This window comes from Rhizobium sp. Leaf384 (assembly GCF_001424065.1).
In the GTDB taxonomy this organism is placed as follows: Bacteria; Pseudomonadota; Alphaproteobacteria; order Rhizobiales; family Rhizobiaceae; genus Ferranicluibacter.
This window is the reverse complement of record NZ_LMQE01000010.1, coordinates 22198-49093: the sequence shown is the minus strand read 5'-3', so window position 1 is coordinate 49093 and position 26896 is coordinate 22198. Positions and strand designations below refer to the sequence as shown.

Sequence of the window (26896 nt, the reverse complement as noted above, 5' to 3'; positions counted from 1 at the left end):
GGACGCGGTCGGCGAACGCTTCGTGATCCTGTTCTGACACACGCTTGCAGTCCGCTTCGAAACGCGTCTACCAAGCCTCTGACCTATCGCAAGCGGTACCTCCACGTAGCGCATCAGAGCTCGGAGTGGTTCCAGCCTCTATCGTACCCTACCTCGCTGACGCTGCGATCGAGCCGCAATGCTGTCTTCTTCGAGGCGGGGAAGTTTTAGCCGAAGGTTCGCAGATCTGCAGTCATGCGGACGGCGTCATCGCCCGGATCTCGTCAGACCTGCGGCAGCGACCGGTTCCTAATTGTTTCGCAAGGTTCCTTTCCTTCCTATCTTGTTCGAGAAGACGACCTTTGCCGAACCGCAGGCTGTCCGCGCGCCACACATGAACGGGACGGTAACAACGAGGTCGGAGTGTCCCTGTAGCTCCCCGGAGGCATGATGTCTCTCAGGCGCTTTCGTTCACGCGCGAAGAAGCCGAGGCTCGCGCCTATCTCGTCGTCGTCCTGGTTTGCGAGCTTCAGATCGACGACGAGGGTCACTTGCGCCGTGCGGGATATCCGCCCGACGCAGACTACGCGCGCTTCGAACGTCCCATGAGGTTCTCACTCGCCGCGTAAGAAGTCGACCATGTGCTCCCGCCCCCTTCACCCCAGTGCAGGCTGAAGAGTCGAGCTCGTTCGCCATTCGGAAACGGGCAATGATCTGCCCGAGCGAACTCCAGGGTTCAATGGACTTCGTCATCGTATTGAACGACGCCTCCACGGACAGATGTTCTATTCGCGGCAGTAGGCGATATACCGCCGCACGGAACGTTTGTCTCACGCACGAGAATGCGCTCGCCGCATGCGCGTCGAAGCAGGCAGGTCGACGGCCATTCACGAATACAGACGGGACCGTTAACCATGGCGGTGAATATGAGGTCCGATCTGCGCTTGTGCCCGTAGCCAAACGGTCATGTTGTGGCTACAAGCCGTATCAGTCGAAACAAGGAGCTGTATCCCATGCAGTTCATGACTCTGATGATACGGTCACAGGCGATACACGCCTAGAACCCGACGTTACGGTCTCCGCCGTCAGCCCGACCGCGGCTAGCCCTCTCCCTAAAGAATCCGAATAGAACGCGCCATTCCGGGGAATGCACATGTTTCCGACTTCCGCCGCTCGCACCGTGATCGACAAGGCACATACCAGCCCTGCGGCACGCCTGGAACGGAACGCTCTACCCACCATCGCCCCTTCGATCTCCGCTCTCCCTCTCATACGCCGCTAAGGCGTGGCCTTCCTCCCTCGGCGGGAAGGAGGTTTCAGACGGTGCGGGGCATGACGTCCCGCACTTCGCGCCGCTGTGAACGCGAGCCTCGCCACGAGCGAACCGTGTATAGCGCCCGCAAGACCGTCATGTGAGGGGTTTTGGTCGGGGTACACTCTATCCTGAACCCCCGGGTCGGACTCCGATCCCATGTTGGAAAGCGGTAGCGAACCCGTGCCGTTTCGCAACAACCCCTGGCGACAGCCGCCGGGGGTTCGTGCAGCCGATGGCCAAGGGAGCTCCTGGATGAGCAAGGCGAAGATTACCAACGAGTGCATCAAGCAGCAGCGGGCGGGCCTAGTTCCAAAACTGGTCGCCGGTCCCGTGATGCCCTCCTCGCGTCCGGACTTCCTGTCCGTGGGTCGCGTCGTCATCGACGGAAGGAGCTGGCACATAACCGGGACGCGTACGACCGCCCTGAAACACGCTTTCTCGCAGCATGGACCGCTGCCCGTCGAAAGGAGCATCCCGTGAAAATGAACCGCGTGAGCTCCAAGTCTTCGGCGCGAGGCAACCAGGTTTCGGCCGCCGCGCAAGCTGACCTGCAGCACTGGAGCGAACTCGCTCACCGGGCGGCGACAGTGCTGCTCGCCGATCCGTCGATTGCGGAGCTTCGCTGCGAATGGCCGACCGTGGAATGGACGGACCGCTTTGGAGAAGTCCGCACCCATCGCTTCGACTACTACGCGTTCCATCGCGACGGGACCGAGACGGCCTACAACGTGAAGCATTGGCACGACAGGGAGGGAGTAAGGGCGCTCTTCGACGGGCTCGGCACCGGACTCGGGTTCCGCCTCGCCTGGGTTCATGAGGGGCTGGCAACGCCCGGCCGAGCAGCCAACGCGCGCTGCATCCTCAAGGCACGACAGAACGACAACCACGAGGACTATGTCACCGCCCTCAAGTCGCTCATGGACGTCCATGGCCGAGTATACGTTCATCGGTTGCTCGAGCGAGCGCCGAACGAAGCGGATCGCCGGGAGGCGATCTACAGCCTTATCGACCGCGGAGTGCTCGAGATCGTGAGACCTCTCGAACGGCTCGCCGACTACTCCTTCGTCACAGTCAACCGCCCAGTCCTCGAACAGGAGCTCCACCGCCATGTCCCGACCGCAGCCTAAGCCGTTCTCCTTCATGCCGATCGCCGTCACCGTCATGGACCGCGTGACGATCGGCAACGTCTACTACAGACTTTTCTCCGACAGGGACGGCGAAGTCGTTCTCGAAACGGAGAACGAGCCGCCACGCTTCGCCCACTACACGCAGCTCGAGTTCTTCGAGCAGCACGAACGCGGCGAGATCAAGATCGAGCAGGGGGCCCACAGCAAGCATCGCAGAAAGTGCGTCGCCAATCCAAGCCTGCCGTTCCGAAGCAACTCCGTGAAAAAGAGGGCGAAGGCGAACTTCTACCACGAGCTGATCAAGGCCTACGACGATCTCGACAGGGCGACCGCCGGAGGCGTGCCGCGAACCGTGGACGACCTCGGTCCGCACATGCAGGAACTGGCCATCAGGGCTCTCGACATCACTCGGAAGATCCTCGCCGGCGAAACCGTGACGGGCCAGAGAGTGCCGTCTGTCGGCCACTTCAACAAGATGTACAGGAAATACTACGATTCCGGCAAGAAGGCACAAGTCCTTGTCTCCGGAGACGAAGGCCCCAAAAGGCCGAACATGGTGGACGCGGAGTCGCTTGCGTTGTGGGAGCAGGCCGCGGAAACCTACGCCACCCGTGACAAGCCGACGCAGCGCGATGTCCACCAGACGGCTCTCGCGATGATCGCGAATGCGAACGCGACACGCGGACCGGGCCAGCACAGGTTGCTGGCCCCCTCGTTCAAGGTCATGCGCCGAATGGTCAAGGAGCTCGGCGCCTACCATGTCTGCTGCGGCCGGAAAGGCCGCGCCAAGGCGGATATGAAGTTCGGGCTTTCGAAAGGCGGCTTCGGCTTCTTCCGTCCGGGCGAGCGCGTCGACATCGACGAAAAGCAGGTCGACCTGATGGCCCTCCTCCAATACGCGCATGTCTGGGACACGCTCAGCGACGTGGAAAAGGAGGCCGTCAGGCGTATCAGGGTCTGGGTGGTCGTCGCGATCGACCTCGCGACCCGCTACATTCTCGCGATGAAGTTCTGCACGGCGCCGAATTCGCAGACGACCGTGGATGTCATCCGGATGATGATGGAGGACAAACGCGAGCTGTCGCAGCACGTCGGAGCGATTTCGTCCTGGATCGGACGCTGCCGTCCGGAGATGGTGTACACCGACGCGGGCTCCGGCCTCGTCAACGACGAGGTCGCCGATATCATGGTCGAATGCGAGATCGACCACACCCGACCCGCAGCGGGTCAGCCGCAGGCGCGCGGACATGTGGAATCCAGCTTCCGCGGGCATCGTCGTATTGTCCGCCATTTTCAGGGGCGGACTTTCAAGGACATCGTCGAACGCGGCGACTACGACTCCGTCGCCACGGCGTCACTCCCGTTGGACCGCTTCGAGAAGCACTACGTCCGCGCTATCCTCGACATCTACCACAACACTCCCCATGAAGGGCTGGGAGGCGAGACTCCCCACAATGCCTGGGTGAGGCAGACGCAGATGCACAAGGTGCGCCCCTTCATCGAACCCGACGTCATGCGTCACATCTTCGGCATGCAGTTCGAGCGCACGCTCGACGGCGACGGGCTCCGCTATCTTCATGTGCAGTACCACTCTCCCGTCCTCGCCGAGATGCTCCTCAAGCACGGGCAGATCGACGTTCCGGTCCGGGTGAACCTGGCCGACATGAGCTCGATTTCGTTCAAGAGGGACGGCTACTGGTACGTGGCGGACAACACGATCGACCTCGCCCCGAAGATCAGCGTGCCAGAGTGGATGGCGATGTTGGATAGGGCGACTTCGCAGTTCAAGGAGTCGACCGCGGTGACGCTCGACGTTCTTTACGTCACGCTCAACGAGATGCGGGAAGGCGGGACCTCCGCGGCTCTCAACAATCCCCTGGGCCTGCGGGTGATCTCGCGCGAGGCGATCGAATCTTTCGAACGGGGCCTCAAGAACAAGGCGGGGTTCTCGGTTCAAAAGGCGGCGGCGGGAGCGATGACACCCGTTGCAGCGATCGGCCGCGGGGGTGCTTTCATCGGTGAAAGCGCGTTCGGCTTCGACGACATCGTCTCCGAAACCGAGGCGAGACTGGCCGCCGAAGAGGCGAAGAAAACCGTGAACGGCCGGAAGGAATCCGCGAAATCGCGCGGGAAGTCGGGCGGCCGCCTCGGCAGCGCCGGCGACATCGAACTCTGAGCATCGCAGATGAGCCTCACACCACGGCAGATGGCGCAGGCCAAGTTCGCGTCCCACATGGACCAGGGCGACCTTGCGAAGGTCGAGCGCATCAAGGCTTTCCGTTCCCGCCATATCAAGTCGAAGCGGGACGGCGAAGTGGCGGCCCTCTACGCCAAGCTCATGATGAACACGCAGATCGAATCGGAAAAGCTCGCGGGGATCGTCATCACCGGGATCTCCGGGTCGGGAAAGACCCATCTCATCAGGAGCATGGAGGCGCATCCAGCGTTCCAGCCCTACCGCGACCCGAATAATCCCGATGTGGAGATGCTTCCGTACGTCTCCCTCGACGCGCCTCCCAACGCCAAGCCCGCAGAACTGATCGCGGCGATCGTGAAGAAATGCGGGTTTCCCTTAGTCGCGGCGGGCAAGGTTCCGGAGATGATCGACCTGGCTATGAAGTGGTTCGAGCGTAGACGCGTCATGTTCGTTCATATCGACGAGTTCCAGCACGCTCTGCGCAGCAGTACCGCGATCCAGATCCGCGGCATCCAGGATGCCGTCAAGCAGCTCATCCAGATCGGGGCTCCATGGCCCGTTCAGATCATCCTGTCCGGAACGCCACAACTCACCGCCTTCAGGGATACCAACCCCGAACTCAGCGGCAGGACCTTCCCGTTCCCGCTAACGGGTCTCTCGCCCACGGACGACGCTGAGCTCGTGGAGAAGGTCTGCGTCGGCATCATCAGGGAGCATGCGGGCCTGCGGCACAGCGGTATTGGCGATGACGACTTCTATCCGAGACTGCTCAAAGCCGCCAACTACCAGTTCGGTAGCCTCGTCAGCTTCACGAGGCTGGCTTGCGAGGCGGTCATCCTTTCCGACCGCGACGAGGTCACCCACGACGACTTCGCCGACGTCTTCGTCATGTTGTCCGGTGAACGGGACAACGCGCTGAACGTCCTCGCCGCCCCCAACTGGCAGGGTATCCAGCTGCCGGATGCCATGGTGAGCGGCGACACCTACAAGGCCGCCGCGAAACGCAACGTGAGGACATTCGGGGTCCGATGAGATGAGCAGTACCATCGCGACGTTCACGCTCGTTCCGCCCGTGCGCGAATACGAGACACCCGCAAGCTTCGTTTCGAGGCTGTCGGCGTACAACTGCCTGAGCTCGGTCGCCGATCTATACAGGCTGGCAGGGGCGAAGTCGGGACGCCGCCCTGCCTCGTCCGGTCAGCGTTACCTCCTGGAAATGGCCGGGCTTACGGAAAGCGACTTCCGCGAGGCTGTCAGCGCCCGGCCAAATTTCGTGATGTTGAACGGGCACGATATCTCGGTCAGACATCTGAGCAGGCAGCTTCCTAGATATTGCCCCCTCTGCGTGACCGAGGACATTGCACGCGGCGCCGGTCCAGTTGGGGCACGCTCGTATCAGCGGTTCTGGTGGCAATGGACCCTCATCGGGACCTGCAACCGTCATGGATGCCGTCTGGTAACCGGCGAAAAGGAAAACGCTCGCTCCCTGCCCGATTTCGCACGGTACGTCTCCGACAACGCCGGGAAGATCCGCTCAGAAGCGGAAGGGAGCACCGGAACAGGCATCGATGCGTTCGACAGGTACCTATTGGACCGCCTCATGGCACGGCTCGACCTCGTGACGGGCGTTCTGGAGAGGGTTCCTTTGTACGTCGCCGTGAACTTCTGCGAGCAGCTCGGCCATTTCCTCGAGAACGATTACAGATTTGAAAGGGCTCCAAGGCAGGAAAACCACTTCGTGCGGGCGGGGTTCGCGCTCATCTCGAAGGGAGAAGCGGCGATGTTCCGTTGTATCGAACAGCGCGCGTCAATCCCTACACGTACGGGCACGGTCAGCAAATCGAGGCGATACGGTCCGCTTTATAACCTGCTGAGCATTCATGTGGGTGATCCCAACTGGCAGCCTCTTCTCGATATCTTCCAGCGGGATGCCTTTGGAGCCTTACGTCTCGCCGACGGCGAGGAGTTCCTCGGCGCCGTGTACACCAGTCCCTTTGATTCGATCGACAGCATCAGTCTGAGGTATGACGTGCCGCCGTCATACGTCGCGCGGGTGCTTGGGGAATCTGGTTTCATCCCGGATCCTGCGAAGGACGCACCGGGAGGACGTCCGTCGACCGCCCGTATCACGCCAGAAGAACTCGAGCGGCTGTTCGGCTGGGTCAGGTCCGCTCATCTAACAGCAGCCGCCTCTGCCAGCCTTGGCCTCGACCGCTATCAGCTAGTCGACTTCGGCACGGCCGGTTTCCTACGCTTTGTAGGACATGAAACCGCTTCAGGAAAAAGGCGTTTCTGCCACGCAAGCATCGAGAGCCTCTTGGGGGACATTTCGGCACTAGACTCCGTTCCCCGCGTCGGGCACGACTATCGTTCGCTCCTAGATGCGCAGGAATGGCCCGGCCTCAAACCCGTCGATCTATGGGCAGGCATCCGGGCCGGAAGGGTCAGGGCGGTACGGCGGCGGAACGTGAGCGGCTTCAGAGGCGTCTACGTCAGCCGTCAGGATATGCTCGACATGCTTCCGGCACCTGGGGCGCAGGAACAAGATGCTGAAGAGTTGTCGATGAACGTGCTGCCTCAACACGAGGTCATGAAACACTTGAGGCTGCGGGCGGCGACTGTCAGGCGCCTCCTTGAAATCGGCGTTCTGACCGGCTTCGCCGCGTCGGGCCGCGCTTTCAACGGACCCCGTTTCTATTACCACAGAGCAAAGGTCGACGAGTTTTCAACCTTCTACGCGTCTCTTCCTTCGCTCGCTTACGAAGCACGGGTTTCCCCTGCAAAGTTGCGGTCAATCTTGGACCGGTCCGATGTATCACAAATGTTCCAAACAGATGCGAACCCGAAAAAGGGTGCCGGAGAAACAAGAATCTACTGGAGAGCCGAATGCCGCGAAATCGTGGCTCGGGTCGCTCGAGAAAAAGACAGTCGGCGTCGTTCGTGAAAAGCGACCTGCTAAACAAGACGCAAGTGCTGTCGTTTATCGGATATCGGCCGGTTCAGGTTCATGTCCAAGCCGTTCACTTCGCATCCCAGAATCTATCCGCACCTTATCGGACACGTGCGGGCGCGCTTCGGCGCAGCCGGAGCCGAGCGCTAGGACGCAAGAGGGAAGCCGGAACTTCAGCCCGACCCCGCTCAAGAGAGACGAGACCGGTTTGGAGGCGCGGCTGGGCTTCGCCGGTACAGTGCCGTTTGTTTGGGGAAGTTCATGGCGAGCGACCGCCTAACGTACGGTATGGCCGACAGGTCGCCCGATCTGTGCGATATCGCCTGTAGCGAGCTTCCGCAGCTTCCCGCACTCCGGTTGCCGGACAACTCCTACGCCCGTTTCGGTGAAGAGGTCGGGATGCGCCTGGTAGACGATCCGGACGTCTGCGTCGACGGGGTCTACTTCTGCCACACGACGGATTTCGGCGACCCGCTCTACCTGTACGTCGTCGCCTGCAAACTACCGGAACACGCGTACGACCACCTTTCGCTTGCCGAACTGACCGTCCCACCACGCGCGTGGCCATCGGCACATCGAACCACATCAACACTTCTATGAAACGTTCGAGGACATGATCGGTGACCCCGCCGTGTGGCGAACCGTTTCGAACACCGTCCTGAAGGATGCTATCGCGTTGTCGCTCGCCATGATAGCCGATCCATTTGCTGCACCGGATCTGACGCGCGAGGTAAGCCTGTCAGCGACGAAGACTATGGGGAAGCCCAACTGATCGACGAGCATACACCCAGTGCGGCGATTAGCTGCGATGAACCGGGTTTCGAATCCTCGACGACAACCGACCGTGATTTCGCGACCGCGAACCGCATGTCGGGAGTTTTCAAACGAACGAACACCCTGCGCTCCCTCTAGTATCCTGTAGGCCGCGCAGGGTTCCGACGATAAAAGCAAGCTCTCTCGACGGCTGGAGAACGCGCCCTGTCTCTCGGGCTGCCGACGGTATCGCTATCTGCACCGATACCTCGACCATGCAGCCGATCTCTCGTCACAAGCCGGACGGCGATCGTGCTGCATCCGGACAGTCCGCTCCGGCAGCTTCAGAGATACTGAAATGTGGCAACAGCCTGAGCGGAGGCCGCATACACCGAGTCGTCGATATTCCGACCATAACGCTGACGGACCGCCCGACGAAGCGAAGCACCGTCGACCGCAGGGTACATCGGTGCAGCATGGCAGATCCGACGCACCAGGATCGCCAACTCCATCGCAATGCCGGCTCGAAGTGCAATCGAAATCTACTCTCCGCTGAACTTGCAGAAGATCTCCGCCGCTCTCGAAACCGATCGCCTGCGCCTGACAGCCCGCTTCTTTTCTGCCATTGTCGGCGTATGCGGTTAAGGCGTGTCACCTCGGCAAACAACCATCAGACCAGACTAACAGTAATCCTGCTGACGCTCGCGCTTGCCTTCCAGTCGATGTTGACCGGTTGGGTTTTTGCCGCGACAGCCGCGCCTGACACGTTCGGGGTCATATGTACGTCGTCACCAGAAGGAGCTCGGCTTCCCGCTAAACCCGATCGAACGCACGACTGCCCTTGCGGTATCAATTGCCGTGCAAACGCCCACCTGCAGATGACAACGTCGCCCTCCGCAGGGCAAAGCATTCCCTCTAGATACGCCGACCTCGTTGTGCTCGACCATGCCGACAAAGCTTTATCGCAAAGATCTTCGAGATGGCCTTCGATCTCATCCGACGACCAAGCTCGTCATGACCGTTCACTGGGGAACCTGTGGATCCCAAGTTGCCAGGCCGAGATCTCTGCCGTCCTCGTATATGCATGTTGAGCGGCACTGGTAGGTCTTCGAAGTCAGTCACAACTTCATCACGTACAGGTTCGAAGTTCCTCCGATCAAACAGAGAGGCCTATTCAAATAGTAACGATGAGCATCGCAGGACTTTGCCGCGGGTATTTCCCGGCCTTGCTGCGGTACCCGCGGCGCTTCTAACTGGGTAATCGCTGCGGCCTCCAGTGTGTACCGGTATCGGTGATGTGTGGAGCAAGGGAACCATGGTGAAGGCAGCGGGTCAATTTGCTGGCCCAGCTTCCATGTCCCCGCTGCGGAATGGCGAGGAAACCAGCGCGCAGGCAGGTACTTAGAGCGTCCCCATAAGCCTGTGGTATTCCGTTTCCGGTACACCATACGCGTCGTCTGCAAGCCTGAGAAGCGCCTGTCGATCAAGCACCACAATGTTGCCGCGCGTCGACCGGATGAGATGGTCGCCTTCAAGCAGGTGGATTGCTTCCGTGATTCCGGAACGACGCACTCCCAGCATGACGGATAGATATGCGTGCGTTATGGCGATATCGTTTCCCTTGCTGCGATCCTGAAGCATCAGCAACCAACGCGCAAGCCGCTGCTGGATCGTGTATCGGCCGTTGGCCAACGCGGTGAAGCTGACCTGGATACTCAGAGAGCGCGCAAAATGCATCGCCATGCGGCCGAGCACGGGGCACGTTTCCCGAACCTCGAGGAAACTGTCGGCTGACAGGACGAGACTTGATCCCGTCATCTGAACCACGAGCTCGTAGGGGGATTGGCGATCACCAAAGGAAAGCCCTGTTCCGGTAAATCCCTCAGGACCGATGAGACCCGTCTCGATCCGGTTTCCAGTTGGCGACGATGCGACGACGGAAGCTATGAAGCTCAGCGGAAAATAAACGTCTTTCACCGGCTCAAACGCAGTTTCGAGCTGAGTTCCGACGTCCAGGTGCACGTGAGCAAGCCGGGGCAACAGCTTGGCCAGCTCTGCTTCTGGCAAGCGCTGAAGGATGCCATTCGCCTGCAGCTCCTGGACCTTGAACAAGCTGTTAGCCTACCGGGAAGATCCCGTTCGTTGGACGATGAAGTCTCGGATGCCGTTGGCACCACCACTCCGGCCTTTTCGGGATTTGCAGTTGACTAAGACAGCCAGCCATCACTCCGGCTTCAGCAGCAGAACGGACTGCCACGTTGGCAATTGATCTGGACGGCAGCTTCTATGAAGGCCTGATCGAAGGACAGGCGAGCGGTGGTTTTGCAGGCTCCTGTCCTTACAAACATGACCAGCCGGATCTCCGCCTCAACTGGCTCGAAGGCTTTGCCGCAGGGCGGCAGAACCTGGCTGCCAATGCTAACGCAGACAAACAGTCCAGCGTGTTCCAAGGGGCCCCTGCTAAACTCCTCACGCTTCCGTTTTTTGACGGTCGTGTTGAGGCTTTCGCGTCTTTTGAAGAAGTGGGCGGCGTCTGGAAGAGCTTCAGGAGCAGGGCCTGATACTCACGCTCGACATCCGTCATCCGACCGGTCTGCTGCGTCCGATTGAGGAGTTTAACCGGATGCTCCGACGACATCTGGAAAGCCGTGGCGGCAGGCGATAAGCCGTCGTTCAACTCGGACGAGTGACCCAGTGCTTTTCAAAGACGATGCTGCCGGAGTAGATGTAGGCGCCCATTTCGTCGCGCACATCCACCTTCACTTCGCCCTGGAATGTCGCCGGCAACTCGTCGCGTGCGACGTCGGTCAGTATGCGGCTGACTTCCTGCTCAACCAGAGACGGGCTATCGAGAAGCTGACCTTCATCGTCGCGGACCAGGCCGTGCCCGTTGGTAAAATCGAAATAATAACGCATGTTCTTTAGCCCAGTCAGGGAGTGGTCCACATGGAGAAGGAGCCGCTCGAAAGCGGCTCCGGGATGACAGGGGATCAGGCTGTCTTCCCTTTGGCGCCCTTCGGGTTGGCAGACGCTTCCCCCAGCTGGGTCAACAGCTGATCGGTTTCCAGCTCTTCCTGCAGGTTCGCGTCGATGAGCGCCACGGCTTCGTCAAGACCCAGCTGACCGGCCCAGCTCTTCAGCGTGCCGTAGCGGGCGATCTCGTAGTGTTCGACGGCCTGGGCGGACGAAATGAGGCCGGCGTCAAGCGCCACGGAACCCACGTATTCGTCCATGATTTCCTCGCCCTCGGCGATGATCCCCTGGATCGCTTCGCAGGTCTTGCCGCGGGCCGGCTTGCCGATGAGTTCGAATACCTGCTGCAGGCGCTCGATCTGGCCCTCCGTCTGGTCCCTGTGCTTCAGGAGGGCCTCCTTGCCCTCTTCGGAAGTGGCGGCGCGTGCCATCTTGGGCAGCGCCTTCAATATCTGCCGCTCCGCAAAATAGATGTCCTTGAGTGTGTCGTGAAACAGGGTTTCAAGGGTCTTCTCAGCCATTAGACGCTCCTTACATTGGTGAGGCACGGTAAACTTCAGAAAGGCGCAGAGGTTCCAGTCCCGTGGCGATGCGACCGCTGGCGCGAAAACAATGCCCTACGTTAGACGCTTGCGAAAAAGCACGGCTCTTAGGGTCAGACGGAACAGGTACCGCGCCCTGCCCCGTCCTGTTGTATCCCGTCGAAATCGGTTACGTTGGGGGAACGGCGGATACGGAGCTCACGCGGCAGCGCTGGCGTGACGAAGCATTGCGGCAGGCTGCGCCTATGGGAGCGCTTGCGAGGATCAGACGCTGTGCACCTGGACCTGTTCCTTTTCGAAGGCGGCCTCGTCGCAGGTACCGCGCTCCACGACAAGGTGGTCTATGTCTGATGCCTCGGCGATCTTGAACGGTGCGGTGGTGCCAAGCTTCTCGCGTGTCGCGGCGACCAGGACGAGGCTGGCTTGTTTGATCATCGTCCGCTTCAGCTCCGCTTCTTCCACGTCGAGAGAGGTAATTCCGGCTGTCGTATCGACGCCGCAGGCAGCCAGGATGTAGAGATCCGCGAAAATACGCGATGCCTCCCGAACAGCTTGAGAGCCAAGGCAGGCACCCTTCTCGGTACTATAAATGCCCCCCAACATGAGAATGGTGCAGTTCGGATGATCAGCAAGTGCGATCGCGATAGCCGGAGCGTTGGTGACGATCGTAAGCCTATGTGATCGATCCAATGCCTGGGCGACAGCGAGAGTTGTCGACCCGGCGTCGATAAACAGCGTCTGTCCATGTCGCACCAAACCAGCAGCGGTCTTGGCCAACGCCAGCTTGCTGCTTTTTTGCATGTTGCTGCGCATTTGGAGCGAACCGAGGTCGGGTGATGGAAGAAGCGCGCCTCCGTAAACCTTCCGGCATTCGCCCAGCTTGGCCAGCTCGCGCAAATCCCTCCGGATCGTATCCTCCGACACGCGGAACCGCGCGGCCAAGTCGCTCGCGAGAACTTTCCCGTTCGCCGCCAGTTGCCCTCGTATCCGATCCAGACGCTCGTCAGTCAGCATCATACCCATCCTGCTCGTTTATGCACACTTGCACGTTTGTGCACAAAGTGCCATAGCGGTGACACGACCTCGAACTTTCCCCTCAATTCGTCCAGCTGCCAATGACGTCTTGGCTCATCGAGTAAATCAATGGCACCCCCTCATGATCTAAATTCCGCCCGACGGTCCTCGGGGTTCCGAGAACAATGGGCCACGCGTGCGACGTTTCTGGTCGTGGGGTCCGCGATGGCCGCGTGGGCGCCTTTGGTTCCTGTCGCCAAACAACGCATCGGCCTTGACGAGAGCGCGCTCGGCCTCCTGTTGCTGTGCCTGGGGCTGGGGTCGCTCGTATCCATGCCGCTGGTCGGCATGCTAGCCAACAGATTCGGTTGCCGGGCGGTAATTATCGCGAGTTCGCTTGCAACGGCTTGCGCACTCCCGGTCCTTGCTGTTGCCGACACGGTTCCCGTCCTCGCCGTCGCACTGGCGATCTTCGGTGCGAGCGTGGGAGCTGTGGACGTCGCCGTGAACATACAAGCGGTCATGGTCGAGAAGGACAGCGGGCGCAACATGATGTCCGGTTTCCATGGCCTGTTCAGCGTCGGAGGGATCGTTGGCGCCGGCGGGATAAGCCTCATACTCGGTGCCGGCTGGATGCCTGTCATTGCGGCTTGCGCGATTAGCTGCCTCGTCCTTGCGCTGCTCATCGTGTCCATCGGAGGTCTCCTTCCTTATGGCAATCAGGAGATGGGGGACACGCCGCTGTTCGTACTGCCCCGCGGCATCGTCGCCTTTATCGGCATGTTGTGCTTTCTCGTGTTTCTCAGCGAAGGTGCCGTTCTCGACTGGAGCGCGATTCTGCTTATCGAGCGACATGACGTCGATCAGTCGAGCGCCGGGTACGGGTATGCCGTCTTCGCAGCGGCGATGACCGCCGGGCGTTTGTCCGGTGACTGGATCGTGAGGACCTTCGGTGGGATGCGGGTCGTTGTGTTGGGAGGCGCGATAGCGGCAGCTGGTTTCCTGCTCGCGGTCTTTGCTCCCAGCCAAAGCCTCGCATACCTCGGCTTCCTCATCGTCGGCGCCGGGGCCGCCAACATCGTGCCTGTGCTTTTCACCGCGGCGGGCCGTCAAACGCTGATGCCGCCAAGCCTCGCCATCTCGTCCATCACGACCCTCGGGTATGCCGGAATACTCGCAGGTCCCGCCGCCATCGGTTTCCTCGCCCATCATCTTGGTATCGCGGCGGCTTTCACCTTTGTAGCAGCCGGTCTGGTGTTCGTGTCAGTCAGCTGGCCCTTCACGCGCCGGAACCGGAGCTAGCGAAGGTCAGGTAGTTCGGGCGGCTTCTTTCCGCCGCACGCAAGGCGGTCAGATCGAAAGGCACAGGGTCTCATGCAGCGCATCGTTATGTTTTCCGGCGGCAGCGCTTGCCGTTCTATCAATCTCGCGCTGGCTCGAAAAGATGTCCACCTGACGAGGGTCGTTCCCGCCTGGGACAGTGGCGGCAGCTCCAGGCTTATCCGCGAGAGGCTCAATATCCTGTCCGTCGGAGACATCAGGCAGGCGTTGATGACGATGGCTCATGGCGAACGTCGTTCCGGCGACGTCGTGAGGATCTTCAACACCCGTGTCTCCGGCACCGCCGGGACCGAGGCAGCCCGGACCGAGTTCCGGCTTTATGCAGACGGAAATCATCCTTTATTGCAACGCATCGAACCGGGTCTGCGGGGCGCCGTTATTAACTACCTGAACACCTTCGCCACGGCGGTAGGGGACGACTTCGACTTCAGGAACGGCAGCATTGGCAACTTCATACTCACAGGTGCCTGCATCGCACATAACGGCGACGTCAACACGGCGATCTTCGTGTTTCGGAAGCTCTGCGACATCCATGGCGATGTTTGGCCGTCAACGTTGGAAAACGATCTGATCTTGTCGGGCACCCTCAGGAACGGCGAACGCCGCTCGCCTCAGGACGCCCTGACCAAGCTTTCCGAAGCAGACGCAGCACTCGGGATAGAAGATATTCGACTCGCCGGCACGGCCGGGCGAGAACCACTCGCCAATCCTGTTGTTACCGAGGCCATACGGAGTGCCGATCTTATAGCCTTCGGTCCAGGCAGTTTCTACACCAGCGTCCTGCCTCACCTTCTTGTTCGGGGTGTGGTGAGCGCGGTGGAGAGCGCCGCCTGTCCGGTCCTGTTCGTCGGCAACGTGCTGCAGTGCCGAGAGACGACGGGGATGACACTTGTCGACCTCGTGGACCGCTTCGTCGGCAAATGGGGAAGCGTAGCCGTCACGGGCGCCGTTCCTTCGCTCAAGGTCCTGGCGAACCGGGTGCTGTCTCCCTGCGATAAATCGGTGGCAGGATTTCCCTACCTCGCCGCTCGGCACCACGCGGCCGGGGAACGTACCGGCTATGTCGTCGTGGAAGATGACTTCGAGGATGTTTGGAACCGAGGGCAACATGACGGAGACTTGGTCGCCGAGCAGATACTCGGCTTGCTAAGGCACGATACGATTAGCGTCACACCCATGCGCTGACGACATCCGGTGCGACGCTTGAACGGAAGAACGCAAGCTTGCAGGAACTCTAGCTGGTATGATCCTGAACGGAGCGCACACGCTAGGCAGCGCGTCCGGCCCGTTTATCTTCGGACCACGACGGAGTTTCAACACGAAAGCGATCGATCTTGTCGACGAGAATTTCCACGCGTTGACGCAGCCCGTGGATCTCCGCGTTGTTTTCCTCCACCATCGCCGCGTTCTGCTGGGTGATGTACTCGACGGACTCGACGGCTTTGGAGACGTCGCCGATGCCGGTAGACTGTTCGCCGGTGGCGGACGAGATCGCGGTCACCAATTTTCGGACGTCGGTCACGTGGCCGATGATGAGAGAGAGCGCGCGCCCGGTTTCCCCGACGAGATTGACGCCGGTCTCCACTTGTATGGCACTGGCCGATATTAGACCTTTGATTTCCCGCGCCGCGCCCGCGCAGCGCTGTGCGAGCTCGCGTACCTCCTGGGCTACGACGGCAAAGCCGCGACCCGCCTCCCCTGCCCGCGCCGCCTCGACGCCCGCATTGAGCGCGAGGAGATTGGTTTGGAAGGCGATCTCGTCGATGACACCGATAATGGTGGCGATCCGGTTAGACGATGCGCTGATTTCGCCCATGGCACCCATGGCGCGGGTCACGACATCACCCGAGCGTACGGCGAATTGCTCGGTCTCGTTGACTGCGACGGCAGTCTTTCGGGCGCTTTCGGCGGTCGAGCCCACAAGGGTATCAAGGTGGCGCAGCGCCCGCGCGCTTTGTTCGAGCGCGGCAGCCTGCTGCTCCGTGCGGCGCGCGAGATCGTCGGCTGAAGCGGAGAGATTGCCGGCGCTGTCGCTGATCTCGCTTGTCGTCGTGCGCACGTCGAGCAGCGTGGAGCGCAGGGCCTGCGTCGCCGTGTTGTATGTCTTGGCCATGTCGATGAAATCGTCCGGAAGATCCTCGCTCAGCCCCTGCTGTAGATCGCCGTTGGCAAGCCGCGCGAGAACATCGGAAAGGGCGGTCAAAGCGTGTTCCTGCTCGGCGGCAATCCGCGCCCGCTCCTGAGCTGCACGCGCGCCTTCGGCGTCGGACCGCGCGCGGACGGCTGCGGCCTCCTGCTCCAAACGGATGTTTTCACGGGCGTTGTCACGGAAGACGGCGACGGAGCGCACCATTTCGCCGATCTCGTCACCGCGGTCACGACCTTCGATCCCGACATCGAGATCCCCCTCGGCAAGCTTCTTCATCACGTCGGTCACCCGTTTCAGCGGGCCGCGCAACGTCTCCACTAGCATCAGGCCGCCGACGATAGCGAGGATGGTGCCAAGCACCATCGCAACGACCGAGAGGTGGGCGGAGCGCTCGCTATCGGCTTTGCCGATCTCCTGGGCCTGCGAGATGAAGCTCTGGAGATTGCCCATTCCTGCAGACAGCGTGTCGGTTGCCGCGGTACGTGCGGTGTTCCAGTTCGTCTCGATGACCAGCATGGCGTTGGCCGCAGTCCTGAGCGCGGTCAGTTCGGGCTCGAGCTTCTGTGCAAACGCGCTCATCGTCGCATTTCTGCTGCCAAGCTCCGCGACCCTCTGGCTGGAGGCCTGCAAGGCTGCGATATCGGCAAGCACAACGTCTCGGGCCGCTTCCGTCAACTGCGCGCCGAGACGCTCGATATGAAGTTGCAAGGCATCCACCAGCGCCAACGACGACTGCACCTGGGCCAGGAGTTGCTGCAGCATCGTGACATCGGGTTCGAGTTTGACGAACCGGTCCGCCGCCGCAGCCGACGAATTCAAAATCTTCGCCTGCAAATCGGAAAGAAGGGGATCGAGACCGGTGGCCTCCCGCTTCAACGTCTGTGCAAGGATCGCCGGGTCTGCAGGACCCGGCGCACCCGCCGCCGCGCGCAGGCGCTCTGCAGCCGCGCGCACGGGTTCGAGCCCGGTCATGACCTTCGCGGCCACCAACGGCTTGACGACATCGAACTCGGCCAGCAGGGCACCCGCCTGAGAGGCCGATGCCTTGATGGTCGCGTCGTCGGACGCAGCCTTCGTGATCGCGCTGCGCAGGCTCGCCAGTCGCTCGGCCACGGAGGTATAGGCAAATGAATCGAACAAGGCGCTCTTTGCGAAGGCTTCCTGTCCGTCGAATTTCTTGTTCAGATTTCCGAGCTTCTGGTTCACGTCAGCCGCGATCATCTTGACGGTTGTCAGGCTGGCGGCGATTCGGCGGGCGTTTGCGTCGCGCTCGTTCTTGATCGTCCACAGCGACTCCGTGTGGACCTGAATAGCAGGCGCGAGCTTCACGACGGTATCTATGCGCCGGAGATCTTCAGATGAGACCAGGTTTTTCAGAGCCCCGACACCTTTGTCCAGTCGGTTGATGGCCTGTTTCAGGGCCGAGAGCGTTGCATCGTCTGGCCGCTGCGTCATTTCCTGGAAAGCGCTTTGAAGATTGTCGAAATCCCGGATGTTGTCGATCGTCGCGCGCGTCACCGTCATGTGTCCGTTGAGCATCGTCGAGGTGAAGAAGCCCGCCACGCCGACGCCGGCGATCAGAAGCACCAGGGGAACGACGAACAGCAAAACCTTGGTGACGATGCGGCGGCCCTGCAAAAGGCGGTCGATGAAAGACATGGAAACCCTTCGCCGACCCGCCCGACAACGTCATGTGTAAGCGGTGGCAACAACCAGCATCATGCAGGACTGAAGCATTATTTTTCGATTTCCATTGAGCAACAGTTAATCAAGACGACGTATTCAGCGCTTCGGGCAACTTCTTCGTAGCTACGAGCGCCCGTGTCACCATAATGCCGTTGGTGCCTTGAGGCGTTCTGAAATCCCCAAATGACTCTGAACAGACCATTTCGGATGTCATGGAATCTGCGCATGATCTCTCGCTTGGCGCGATCTGCAGCCTACAGCCCACCAATCAGAACCTCGCCGCATTTGCCGACAGCATTCAGAACATTCGCCGACTGACTATTTCCGCCGATGGAGAAACGCTGATCTACTGGAGCAATGAGTTCGGCGGTCGCTTTGTCGACGCGCGCCTGCGTGGACGCTCGCCATTTTCTGCAGACCGGCGGGGGCGAAACCGGGCCAAGCCCATGTCGCATCCGGTCGGCGCCGTTACTCGACATAGCCGTGTCGCCGCAAGCAGCTTCCGGAGCAGGAAACCGAAGCTTCTCGTTATGCTGAACCACCACTTGTACCAAGCCAGTCCGGAGGTAGACCAGGCGCTGCTTAGCATGGCCTGTCGGTCGGTTTATCTCCGCTAACGCGCTCCCGACCCTGGTTTCACGCTTTTCTATGGGCATCATCCAAGGAGGCTTTACACTTTCGCCATCACACAGACACCATCGATGCATGAATGAATCCGCAGCACACACCATCGATTTCGCCAACGTCGTCCCGATCAGGGCACCAGCCTCCCCCTTCATGCCGAATCAAGGCGGCGAAGCATCCGGAACTACGGTACATGGGCTCGAAAAAGCGGCTCCTGCCCTGGATCTTCGAGATCTTCGACGACCTTGATTTCGCAAGCGCCATGGACCCGTTTTTAGGCTCTGGAAGCGTTGGGTATCTCATGAAGTCGATGGGCCGCAGGGTAGCGCACCGCACAACCGATCAAAATCTAGATCATCTTCTCTCCTCGGCGTCGCTAGGATCTCCGTCCATACGAAAGCTGCAAGCGTTATCGACCAATTCATGTCAAACCGGTCTTTCCGATAGCTCTCCTGCGCAGTATGTATCGCAATGCAAGCAAACGAGTAAACGGAGGCCGTGCATGGCAGTAGGCAAAGTGAAATTTTTCAACGACGACAAGGGGTTTGGCTTCATCACTCCGGAGGATGGCGGGCAGGATGTGTTCGTGCATGTTTCGGCTCTTTCGAGAGGCGGATCTTTGCGCGAAGGCGACAAGGTCAGCTTCGAGGTAGGCGAAGATCGGAAGACGGGGAAATCCAAGGCGGAAAACGTTTCCGTTCTTTGAGCTCAGGTCGAGCCTAAGCATCGTCTGTTCGGTCAAACACTGCGCGACGCAGACGGCCTAGTGAGCACCGAACTGCTCTCCGTAACCGGAGAGCAGTTCGCTTTGACCCCCATCCTCCTCGATGCCGATGGTCGAGCGGAAATCCCAGGTTATCGACGATCCGCCAGGTGTTTCGAGGGTCACGACATCGTCGTCGGGATTGCACCCGGAGACGAACTTTACCCCACGAGCGGTGAAACCTCACCCGACATCTTCGGCGACGATCCCGGTTCGCCGACGAATATCTGCAGCGTTGCCACGTCGCTCAAGCACCTTCCGTGGGGGTCGGGTACCGGTCCATCCTGGAACTCTCCCGTACCGGCAGCTTGCCCGCGAAAAACAAGCCGGTCTTCGGAATGGCCTTTCACACCTTATGCAGGCGCCGTACGTTCAAGGCCGTCAAACCTAACGACTCTTAAAGCGGCGCACGGCGCGATTTCTGGATGGACATCTGCGGTGCAAATTCGCTTCCGAAAGCTATCCGTGCGCATACGCGATAGATCATCGCGACTTTGGCGTAACTCCGGTCGATACCGTGACCTGATGAGACCATGGTTAGGCGTCCTCGTTTTACAGCGCTCTTACGAAGGACCTGAGATTGCCTGGATCAGGTCATGATGTCACAGCTCATCAAGCGACTGACAATGACGTCGAAGGCCCGTAGCTCAATGGTTAGAGCCGTCGGCTCATAACCGATTGGTTGCAGGTTCGAGTCCTGCCGGGCCTACCATTGCTGCGTCGCAATATAAAGCCTGGACAATCGCCAACTTTCCTGGACTTATGGTCACGCAAGCTAATTTCGTTCCTTAGGTTTACGTATAACCACACTGATCTGCGTGAAAAGTGCCGATAGGTTTGCAAAGCAGGCGCAAGGGCGGTCGGAATGGATCTACGGCGTGCAAGGCATCCGTGGATCGTTCTATCAATGGACTGGATGGTTACGCTGACGGAAGGCTTGCAGACCTGATACTCGACGCTGGTTTCCACATCGATTCGCGGTCGGGCGTTACGTCTCAAGCGTCGTGTGTCGAGATCGACATCGACGAAAACGCTAAACCAGGATGCCGTTAAGGTTCTCGTACCGTGGGCTCGACTGCTGATGAACCGACACCTCAATGCCGGTCCATCTTAGATACGCGTCTTTCAGTTCGATAGCAGGTTCTCTCTCAACGTGGAGCCGGTGTACCGATCGCGAAGCCTGCCTCTCCGCTGCAGCTCCGGGGAGACAAGATCCGCGAACTCTTCGAAGCAACCTGGCGTGTAGGTGGCGGCCAGCATGAAGCCATCGGCTCCGCCTTCGTCCATGTAGAACTCCATCTGATCGGCTATATCCTTCGCCGTCCCGACCGCGACAGGCATGCCCATCCCCTGTGCGTAGATCATCGCCGCTTCCGCGACGGTCACCGGCGCCCCGCCCTTCGCATAGATGATCGAATCGAAGAGACCCTGGATGCCGGGGACTTCGATGTTCTGAACGATCTCGTCCGGGGAGAACTTCGAGAAGTCGAGTCCGAAGTGCCCCGACATCCAGGCGAGCGCCCCTTCCGGCGGTATGCACTCCTTGATACGGGCGTACTTCTCCTCCGCCTCGGCGCGCGTGTCAGCAACCACGGTCTGGAGGCCGTAGATCAGCTTGACCGAGCCTTCCGGGCGATCGTACTTCGATGTTAGGCGCTCGTTGAGATCGCCTGCATACTGTTTCATCCGGTCGACGTTGGGGTGAACCGCGAAGATCGCCTCGGCGTGCTTGGCGGCGAAGTCGCGGCCACGGTCGGAAGAGCCCGCCTGCCAGAGAACGGGGCGACCCTGGGGAGAGGGCGCGCAGAAATGCCGGGCATGGCATTTGTAGAACGTCCCCTCGTGATTGACGACATGCACCTTGGCGGGATCCGCGTAAATCCCTGAAGCCTTGTCGGCGATTATCGCGTCGGGCTCCCAGGAGTCCCAGAGCTTGTAGCAGAGCTCCATGTATTCCTCGAGACGGTCGTAGCGACCGCCGCGCTCGGTCATCGTATGCCCATACGCGTCCCACTCGCTCTTCGAGTATGAGGACACCACGTTCCAGGCTACACGACCGTTCGAGAGGTGGTCCAGACTCGAAAGGCGTCTACACATCGAGTAAGGATGTTCGAACGCGGTCGACAGAGTGACGCCAACGCCGAGGTGCTTCGTCGCCGAGGTGATGATGGGGACGATCGTCGAAGGTTCATGTGTCGGGCTCTGTACTGCCCATTTCACGATGGCGTCGGAACTGTCTTCGTGCGTGTTGTAAGGCGCGAGCTCATCCGCGATGAACATCGCGTCGAAGAATCCGCGCTCCATCGTGCGGCCCATATGTTGCCAGTATTCCGGGCGGGCGAAGTTCCAGCCGATCTTGTCACGCTCGTGCCGCCACATGCCGGTGGCATGGCTGTTGACGCCATGCTGGATGAATCCCAGAAGATGGGCTTTTTTCTTGGCCATTCAGATTGCTTTCCTGTCCTAGAACCGGTCTGCCGGTTCCTATCGGTAACGAAAATGGACCGCCTGGTGGCCGTCCAAGCGTTCTGCTTGTCTACGGAGACCCGGTCTCAAATCAACGCTTCGCACGCTTCTCGAGGAAGAACGCCAATCCACATGCAGCAGCAGTGCCGAGGACCAGGAATGGCCCGAGGTATATGAACTTCGGCGAGAACCCGGCCAGTGCGATCACGATCGACGATGCGACAACGGAGATGGCTGCTGTGACACTGAATGTGTCGGATGGCACCTCGTTAGGCTCGGGTTGCGCGGACCGGTACTCGGCAATGGCATTGCGCAGACCCCTTGCGAAACCGGCGATGAAGAGTGCGGTCGCAACGACGCCCAAAGCGACGATGATAGAGTAGACTGTCATTTCACTCGCTCCTGCTGGAATCACTCGCCGGCCGTCGGGGCCGAGGTTGCGCCGTTCGCGTCCTTGAGTGACGCGATGTCGAATGCCTGTGGCTTGAGAAGTCCGGCAACGATGACGGTGAGCCCGCTGATGGCCACGATCGCGAGGGTTCCGGAAAGTTCTCCCACGAACTGGTAAATCGGCATGCCGATCAATATCGCCAGGACGATGCCACCGACGAAGCCGATCGTGTTGGTTCGCGGCCAGAGGATCGCGAAGACCAGCGGCAAAAGAACCGACGTTTTCAGCGCGTAGGTAGTCAGGACGAGCGTCGTGAAGTCGATGCCCGCCAACACGATGACCGTAGCGATGACACCCCCGGCGAGAACGGAAAGCTTCGTGATGACGAACAGCTTGCTCTCGGAAGTACCCGGGAAATACCGTTTGACGATGTCGACCGCCACGATCGATGAAAGCGCGGCACTCGCGCCGTCGATCGTCGAGTAGCAGGCTGCGAGGATCACCAGCACGTAGAGCAGTATGAGGGTCAGAGGCAGGCCTATGTGGGACACGATGTAAGGCCCAACCGCGGCGATGTCGCCACCGAAGTCTGATGGAACGAGCCCGTAGCCGATCCCCACGAGACCGAGCATCCCGAGGCAGATCGGGATCGGATAGAATAGCGCTCCGGCCCATAGGAAGGTCCGCGACACGTCACGACTCTTGATCGCCCAGACCTTCTGCCAGAAGGTCTGATCCGCGACTGTGGCCGCGAGCAGACCGAAGGCCAGCGTAATCCCGAAACCCGCCGCGGCGTCCGGACGAAGGACCGACAGGTTCCTCTGGTCGGCCGCTCCGACGGCGGAGAATACCGCTTCGGCTCCGCCTGGGATTCTATCGTAGACGGCAACGACCACGATCGCGGCAGGCACTGTGATCATGAGGGTGTTCAGCGTCCCTGTCATGACGCTGGTCCAGAGACCGCCGAAGTAGGAATAGGCTAGAACGCAGACGATGCCGACGATGGTCGCCACGCGCCAGTCGATCGAGAACACGGTCGATACGACAACGGATGTGCCCTTGAGGTTGATCAGAATCTCGAGAATGATGCCGAACACCATCGTGACGGTAACGATGCCGGTGGCGACCTTGGATTGCTGGAACCGGAGCGCGATGAACTCCGATATGGTGTAGCCCTCGGGCATATTGCGTCTGAGAATGCGAGCGAACGGGACCATTGCCATGACGGCGATGCCGTTCGGGACGACGAACCAGAACAGTCCGGACAGACCCCACTGATAGGTCATCGCCGAACTCATCATAACCGCCATGGCCCATGTCCATACGGCAATGACAGATCCCACTCCGAAGCCGAAGCCGATCCTCCTGTCAGCGATGATAAAATCGTGTGTGTTACGCACCAGATAGAGGCGCACGATATAAGCGAGCGCTAAAGAGAATAGGCCTAACCCGATCATTGTCGAGTAGCCCAAAGCCGGCGTAAGCGCGGCGTTGGTAGTGAATATCGACTTGTCCATCAGTGTACCCCCTGTATGCAGATAAAAAATATCATTTTTATCGACAATTGAAGGCAGAGTTCAGCTTACTCCTGACAATGGCCAACGTGTTCATCCCATATTTACCGTGATTCCAGCAAAAACCATCCGCCGCGGAGATGGCTGGGGAAACCATGTCACTGGTGATCGTCAGCCGAGGTCACGATCTTTGAACGGTTTCCTAAACGCTGAGCGGCAAGGTGCGGAGGAAACCGAGGCTTTACCGGATGACTGAACATACTTTTGCGATCGGCGACGTACACGGGCGCGCCGATAAGCCCAGACTTTTACGCAATCCAAACCGACACCTTCGCCTTGAATGGATATGAGCCACCGGTCGCAACGCGTGCAGGAGTTATATCCCCCAAACAGGCAGTTCCATCCGGCGCCTCGAGTAGAATCGAACTAGCCGCTAGATTATTCTACGCGCGATATACGCCGATATTCTCCGAAGGATCTTTTTGGTGCGTACGAGATCAACGGCCTGGGTGCTCGGGTGCTTCCCTTACGTTATCTCATGTTCTCGGCATCTAAGCAGAAGTCAGGCAGATACTCTAATCATCCCTGCTGTCTAGATTTCTTGAGCCACCCCTAGCTGCAGACGGCAGCGAAAATGTTTAGCAATGGTACCTAGCGCTCAAAGTCTTCGAGAGTACCAACACTGCTTGGACGCGTTTCTGAGGGCAATCTCGACGCAAGAATGGGGTGAAAACTAGCGATTCTTGCCGTTAGGACGCATATCATTGGGCAAGGAGCATCGCCAGTTTCGTCATGCTGGAACACACCGGCAGTTTCACGGAGGCCGCAACGCGTCTCGGCCTTGGCCAGTCGACCGTGACACAACACATCCAGCGGCTGGAAAAAGCGCTCGGTCGGCAACTGGTGTTTCGCGATACGCATCAGGTGCGGCTGACGGCAGAGGGCGAGGCCTTGCTTGGCCATGCCCGCGGCATGCTCGATCTAAATGGCAAGGTGGTCGCGCTCTTCGGCGAAAACCGACTGCGTGGTCGGCTGCGTCTCGGCGTGTCGGAGGACGTCGTGGCCAGTCGCCTGACAACGATCCTTGCCGACTTCATTCGGCTCTACCCCTTGGTCGACCTCGAAATGACGGTGGCCCTCAGCGCCGTTCTCAACCAGATGCAGGATGCGGGCGATCTCGACCTCGTGCTTGCCAAACGGCATATCGGCGAAACGCACGGGCAATTGCTCTATCGGGAGCCGCTGGTCTGGCTCGCTCTTGATCCCGATCTTCTCATGGCGCGCGGCGAGGCGCTGCCCCTGATCGCCTTCCCTCCCCCCTCGATCACCCGCCGCATCGCGCAGGAGTCGCTCGATGCGGTGCACCGACCGTGGCGGATCGTCTGCACCTGCGGCAGTCTGAGCGGGCTGACGGCGGCGGCGCGGGCCGGCATGGGTTTTCTGGTCCAGCCGCGCAGCATGGCGCCGACGGGTCTGCGCGAAGTCTCCGCCGACCGGTTGCCGCCGCTGGCCGATGTGGAATTCGTGCTCGTGCGCCGACGCGGTGCAGACGCGGCGTTAATGGAGGCCCTGTCGAACCTGATTATCGCCCGGATCGCGCCGCATCACCAATGAAACGGCCGGGCCGTGTCGCGGGTGTTGCCTGAAACGCAAAACGCCCGCGAGGTTCGCGGGCGTGCAGCGGGTCGTCTGTTGACGTCGTCGAAGAGCCGGACGTCGATCTTAGCGGATAGCGGCGCGGGCGACGCTGGTGATCTCGGAGCGGGAGATGCCGAGGTCGTTGAGTTCGCGCGTGGACATGCGGCCGAGTTCGGTTACGGTCTGACGATACTTGCGCCAGTTGTTGAAAGAGCGTGCTACGTTCATGATAATCCCCTTTCCGAGGTCTGCAGCGTCGGCGAAACCCCTGTTTCGTCTCTTCGCTGCGTTGGGACTTTTATACGCGTGCACGGCAGCAGCGACCAGCGCAATTGCCTCAGGTGACATATGCAGACCCCGCATGCCTCAGCCGGTTTTGGCAACCGACGGGGTGCGAACGTAGGACTTCTTTAACAAGTTTATGCCTTGCCAAGCCGATCCGACGGCTCAGATCGCTTCTTTCGCCAAACGGCGTGGCTCGCCCACGCTCGCATACATCCCGGTCGTTCGAAACTCCGTCGGGCTTGCACCAAAGTGCCGGCGGAAGACCTTGGCGAAATAGTTGGGCTCGTCGAAACCCGACATCAGCGAAATTTCCTTGACCGAGAGATTGGCCGCCTGGGTCAGGAGTTTGGCGGCGCGCTGCAGCCGCTTGCGCAGCACGAATTCCGCTGGCGGCATGCCTTCGGTCGCACTGAACACACGGGAAAAATGCGCACGGCTCAGACCCGAAACGCGCGCGAGATCCTCGACAGGCAGCGGCTTTTCCAGATTGTCGGCGATATGGGTCAGCACGTGCTGCATGGTTCGGTATTCCTGCCCGAAGACAGGGTGGGCGCCGAAGACGTCATCGTACAGCGCCATTGCGGCCTCATAGGCAATGGCGGAGGCGCGCCCCGGCATGTCGCCCCCGCCATGGATGAGCCTGTAGCTGCAATCGGCAAGGTGCTCGATCGTATCCGGCTGAAGCGTTAGGACCGGGCCGTTCGCCGAAAGGATGGCCTGGTGAAGACGCATCGCCTCCTCGCCGTTCATGGAAATCCAGAAAAACTCCCATCGCTCGCCGGGCTCCAGCCAGTAGCGGTGATTGTGCGGCACCGTCACCAGAAGAGTTTCGCCCGGCAGCACACGGTAGGTGCGCCCGTCGTAACGCAGGTTGCCGACCCCGGCGATCGTGTGCTGGAGAACCGTGAACGGCGTCTGCCCCCGCTTGCGCCCGTTCCAGTCGTAGTTCGGTTTTTCCCGAATTTCGTAACCGGTGCTCGTCGGCATCGTGTGCAGCCGATGCCGGCCGCGCGGCAGGGAAACCGTCTTCATACAAGGCCCACTCGCCATCAGTCTCTGCAGCATAGAATTACCCATAAAAGCACAATCCCTCTCTATCTCACTTCTGCATTATACGCATAATGCGGCTTCAGGGAGCAATACCGGGCGTATGGAAAGCGGTGGGTAGCATTCGAGCGGGGAGCCGGGG

General features: G+C 60.1%; 22 protein-coding genes, 1 tRNA gene and 1 pseudogene. 13 read left to right on the top strand and 11 right to left on the bottom strand.

The annotated features are described in order from the left end of the window. The first annotated feature begins 1770 nt into the window (after positions 1-1770). The 5 genes from ASG25_RS20925 (at position 1771) to ASG25_RS20905 (ending at position 8168) form a co-directional block, all read left to right on the top strand. Positions 1771-2421, top strand: coding sequence for a hypothetical protein (locus ASG25_RS20925; RefSeq protein ID WP_156466916.1), 651 nt, complete (start codon positions 1771-1773; stop codon positions 2419-2421). After that, positions 2402-4597, top strand: a complete 2196-nt coding sequence (locus ASG25_RS20920) for a DDE-type integrase/transposase/recombinase (RefSeq protein WP_062479034.1) — start codon at positions 2402-2404, stop codon at positions 4595-4597. The genes ASG25_RS20925 and ASG25_RS20920 overlap by 20 nt, the downstream gene beginning before the upstream one ends. Positions 4598-4654: 57 nt before the next feature. Beyond that, positions 4655-5650, top strand: a complete 996-nt coding sequence (locus ASG25_RS20915; RefSeq protein ID WP_162242213.1) for a TniB family NTP-binding protein — start codon at positions 4655-4657, stop codon at positions 5648-5650. 1 nt (position 5651) lies between these two features. Continuing rightward, the gene (locus tag ASG25_RS20910; RefSeq protein WP_062479027.1) at positions 5652-7562 is read left to right on the top strand and encodes a TniQ family protein; all 1911 of its coding nucleotides are present in this window, start codon (positions 5652-5654) and stop codon (positions 7560-7562) included. Positions 7563-7829: 267 nt separating this feature from the next. Next, positions 7830-8168 (top strand): hypothetical protein, encoded by a 339-nt coding sequence (locus ASG25_RS20905; protein WP_062479025.1) that lies wholly within the window; start codon positions 7830-7832, stop codon positions 8166-8168. Between the two features lie 1554 nt (positions 8169-9722). Here ASG25_RS20905 and ASG25_RS20900 read toward each other — a convergent pair. Further along, positions 9723-10433, bottom strand: a complete 711-nt coding sequence (locus ASG25_RS20900; protein WP_062479022.1) for a Crp/Fnr family transcriptional regulator — start codon at positions 10431-10433, stop codon at positions 9723-9725. 146 nt (positions 10434-10579) lie between these two features. On the opposite strand from ASG25_RS20900, the gene ASG25_RS20895 reads away from it, so the two are divergent. Then, entirely contained in the window at positions 10580-10882 is a 303-nt protein-coding gene (locus ASG25_RS20895; RefSeq protein ID WP_062479020.1) for a hypothetical protein, read from the top strand. A 112-nt stretch (positions 10883-10994) separates the two neighbouring features. Here the strand turns inward: ASG25_RS20895 and ASG25_RS20890 are convergent, their stop codons facing one another. The 3 genes from ASG25_RS20890 to ASG25_RS20880 form a co-directional block, all read right to left on the bottom strand. After that, positions 10995-11237, bottom strand: a complete 243-nt coding sequence (locus tag ASG25_RS20890) for a hypothetical protein (RefSeq protein ID WP_062479018.1) — start codon at positions 11235-11237, stop codon at positions 10995-10997. 74 nt (positions 11238-11311) lie between these two features. Further along, complete coding sequence (locus ASG25_RS20885; protein WP_062479016.1) at positions 11312-11815, bottom strand: ferritin-like domain-containing protein; 504 nt, start codon at positions 11813-11815, stop codon at positions 11312-11314. Positions 11816-12100: 285 nt separating this feature from the next. Next, positions 12101-12853 (bottom strand): DeoR/GlpR family DNA-binding transcription regulator, encoded by a 753-nt coding sequence (locus ASG25_RS20880; protein WP_244479470.1) that lies wholly within the window; start codon positions 12851-12853, stop codon positions 12101-12103. Between the two features lie 126 nt (positions 12854-12979). On the opposite strand from ASG25_RS20880, the gene ASG25_RS20875 reads away from it, so the two are divergent. Further along, complete coding sequence (locus ASG25_RS20875) at positions 12980-14152, top strand: MFS transporter (RefSeq protein ID WP_062479013.1); 1173 nt, start codon at positions 12980-12982, stop codon at positions 14150-14152. A 72-nt stretch (positions 14153-14224) separates the two neighbouring features. Then, positions 14225-15376: a gluconeogenesis factor YvcK family protein gene (locus tag ASG25_RS20870; protein ID WP_062479009.1), complete on the top strand. Its 1152-nt coding sequence runs from the start codon at positions 14225-14227 to the stop codon at positions 15374-15376. 82 nt (positions 15377-15458) lie between these two features. Here ASG25_RS20870 and ASG25_RS23645 read toward each other — a convergent pair whose 3' ends face one another. Next, a complete protein-coding gene (locus tag ASG25_RS23645; protein WP_062479006.1) occupies positions 15459-17999 on the bottom strand; it encodes a HAMP domain-containing methyl-accepting chemotaxis protein in 2541 nt (846 codons plus the stop codon). Positions 18000-18238: 239 nt separating this feature from the next. On the opposite strand from ASG25_RS23645, the gene ASG25_RS20860 reads away from it, so the two are divergent. The 3 genes and pseudogenes from ASG25_RS20860 (at position 18239) to ASG25_RS23525 (ending at position 19356) form a co-directional block, all read left to right on the top strand. Continuing rightward, positions 18239-18643, top strand: coding sequence for a hypothetical protein (locus ASG25_RS20860; RefSeq protein WP_062479003.1), 405 nt, complete (start codon positions 18239-18241; stop codon positions 18641-18643). 92 nt (positions 18644-18735) lie between these two features. Then, a pseudogene (locus ASG25_RS23665) lies at positions 18736-18948 on the top strand (DNA adenine methylase); the annotation flags it as partial. Between the two features lie 204 nt (positions 18949-19152). Continuing rightward, positions 19153-19356, top strand: coding sequence for a cold-shock protein (locus ASG25_RS23525; RefSeq protein ID WP_062479000.1), 204 nt, complete (start codon positions 19153-19155; stop codon positions 19354-19356). 57 nt (positions 19357-19413) lie between these two features. On the opposite strand, the gene ASG25_RS23635 is transcribed toward ASG25_RS23525, so the two are convergent. After that, positions 19414-19539: a hypothetical protein gene (locus tag ASG25_RS23635; RefSeq protein WP_280136452.1), complete on the bottom strand. Its 126-nt coding sequence runs from the start codon at positions 19537-19539 to the stop codon at positions 19414-19416. 510 nt (positions 19540-20049) lie between these two features. Between ASG25_RS23635 and ASG25_RS20850 the strand changes: the two genes are divergently transcribed. After that, a tRNA-Ile gene (locus tag ASG25_RS20850) sits at positions 20050-20125 on the top strand. A 413-nt stretch (positions 20126-20538) separates the two neighbouring features. Here ASG25_RS20850 and ASG25_RS20845 read toward each other — a convergent pair. The 3 genes from ASG25_RS20845 to ASG25_RS20835 form a co-directional block, all read right to left on the bottom strand. Further along, positions 20539-21858 (bottom strand): LLM class flavin-dependent oxidoreductase, encoded by a 1320-nt coding sequence (locus ASG25_RS20845; RefSeq protein WP_062478999.1) that lies wholly within the window; start codon positions 21856-21858, stop codon positions 20539-20541. Between the two features lie 112 nt (positions 21859-21970). Further along, complete coding sequence (locus ASG25_RS20840; RefSeq protein WP_062478996.1) at positions 21971-22270, bottom strand: hypothetical protein; 300 nt, start codon at positions 22268-22270, stop codon at positions 21971-21973. A gap of 20 nt (positions 22271-22290) precedes the next feature. After that, the gene (locus ASG25_RS20835) at positions 22291-23727 is read right to left on the bottom strand and encodes a sodium:solute symporter (protein WP_244479478.1); all 1437 of its coding nucleotides are present in this window, start codon (positions 23725-23727) and stop codon (positions 22291-22293) included. An 834-nt stretch (positions 23728-24561) separates the two neighbouring features. On the opposite strand from ASG25_RS20835, the gene ASG25_RS20830 reads away from it, so the two are divergent. Further along, positions 24562-25398 (top strand): LysR substrate-binding domain-containing protein, encoded by an 837-nt coding sequence (locus tag ASG25_RS20830; protein WP_280136453.1) that lies wholly within the window; start codon positions 24562-24564, stop codon positions 25396-25398. 108 nt (positions 25399-25506) lie between these two features. Here the strand turns inward: ASG25_RS20830 and ASG25_RS22380 are convergent, their stop codons facing one another. Both ASG25_RS22380 and ASG25_RS20825 read right to left on the bottom strand, forming a co-directional pair. Beyond that, positions 25507-25650, bottom strand: a complete 144-nt coding sequence (locus tag ASG25_RS22380) for a DUF1127 domain-containing protein (protein ID WP_082475727.1) — start codon at positions 25648-25650, stop codon at positions 25507-25509. Positions 25651-25869: 219 nt separating this feature from the next. Beyond that, positions 25870-26784 carry an AraC family transcriptional regulator gene (locus ASG25_RS20825; RefSeq protein WP_062478986.1) on the bottom strand — a complete coding sequence of 305 codons (915 nt, stop codon included), beginning with the start codon at positions 26782-26784 and terminating at the stop codon, positions 25870-25872. Positions 26785-26896: the final 112 nt, after the last annotated feature.

Coding starts and splice junctions, on each gene's coding strand:
- ASG25_RS20920 (WP_062479034.1), top strand. CDS start 2,402: ATGTCCCGACCGCAGCCTAAGCCGTTCTCCTTCATGCCGATCGCCGTC.
- ASG25_RS20915 (WP_162242213.1), top strand. CDS start 4,655: ATGGACCAGGGCGACCTTGCGAAGGTCGAGCGCATCAAGGCTTTCCGT.
- ASG25_RS20910 (WP_062479027.1), top strand. CDS start 5,652: ATGAGCAGTACCATCGCGACGTTCACGCTCGTTCCGCCCGTGCGCGAA.
- ASG25_RS20905 (WP_062479025.1), top strand. CDS start 7,830: ATGGCGAGCGACCGCCTAACGTACGGTATGGCCGACAGGTCGCCCGAT.
- ASG25_RS20890 (WP_062479018.1), bottom strand. CDS start 11,237: ATGCGTTATTATTTCGATTTTACCAACGGGCACGGCCTGGTCCGCGAC.
- ASG25_RS20885 (WP_062479016.1), bottom strand. CDS start 11,815: ATGGCTGAGAAGACCCTTGAAACCCTGTTTCACGACACACTCAAGGAC.
- ASG25_RS20880 (WP_244479470.1), bottom strand. CDS start 12,853: ATGATGCTGACTGACGAGCGTCTGGATCGGATACGAGGGCAACTGGCG.
- ASG25_RS20875 (WP_062479013.1), top strand. CDS start 12,980: ATGGCACCCCCTCATGATCTAAATTCCGCCCGACGGTCCTCGGGGTTC.
- ASG25_RS20870 (WP_062479009.1), top strand. CDS start 14,225: ATGCAGCGCATCGTTATGTTTTCCGGCGGCAGCGCTTGCCGTTCTATC.
- ASG25_RS23645 (WP_062479006.1), bottom strand. CDS start 17,999: ATGTCTTTCATCGACCGCCTTTTGCAGGGCCGCCGCATCGTCACCAAG.
- ASG25_RS20860 (WP_062479003.1), top strand. CDS start 18,239: ATGGAATCTGCGCATGATCTCTCGCTTGGCGCGATCTGCAGCCTACAG.
- ASG25_RS23525 (WP_062479000.1), top strand. CDS start 19,153: ATGGCAGTAGGCAAAGTGAAATTTTTCAACGACGACAAGGGGTTTGGC.
- ASG25_RS20845 (WP_062478999.1), bottom strand. CDS start 21,858: ATGGCCAAGAAAAAAGCCCATCTTCTGGGATTCATCCAGCATGGCGTC.
- ASG25_RS20840 (WP_062478996.1), bottom strand. CDS start 22,270: ATGACAGTCTACTCTATCATCGTCGCTTTGGGCGTCGTTGCGACCGCA.
- ASG25_RS20835 (WP_244479478.1), bottom strand. CDS start 23,727: ATGATCGGGTTAGGCCTATTCTCTTTAGCGCTCGCTTATATCGTGCGC.
- ASG25_RS22380 (WP_082475727.1), bottom strand. CDS start 25,650: ATGAACGTAGCACGCTCTTTCAACAACTGGCGCAAGTATCGTCAGACC.
- ASG25_RS20825 (WP_062478986.1), bottom strand. CDS start 26,784: ATGGGTAATTCTATGCTGCAGAGACTGATGGCGAGTGGGCCTTGTATG.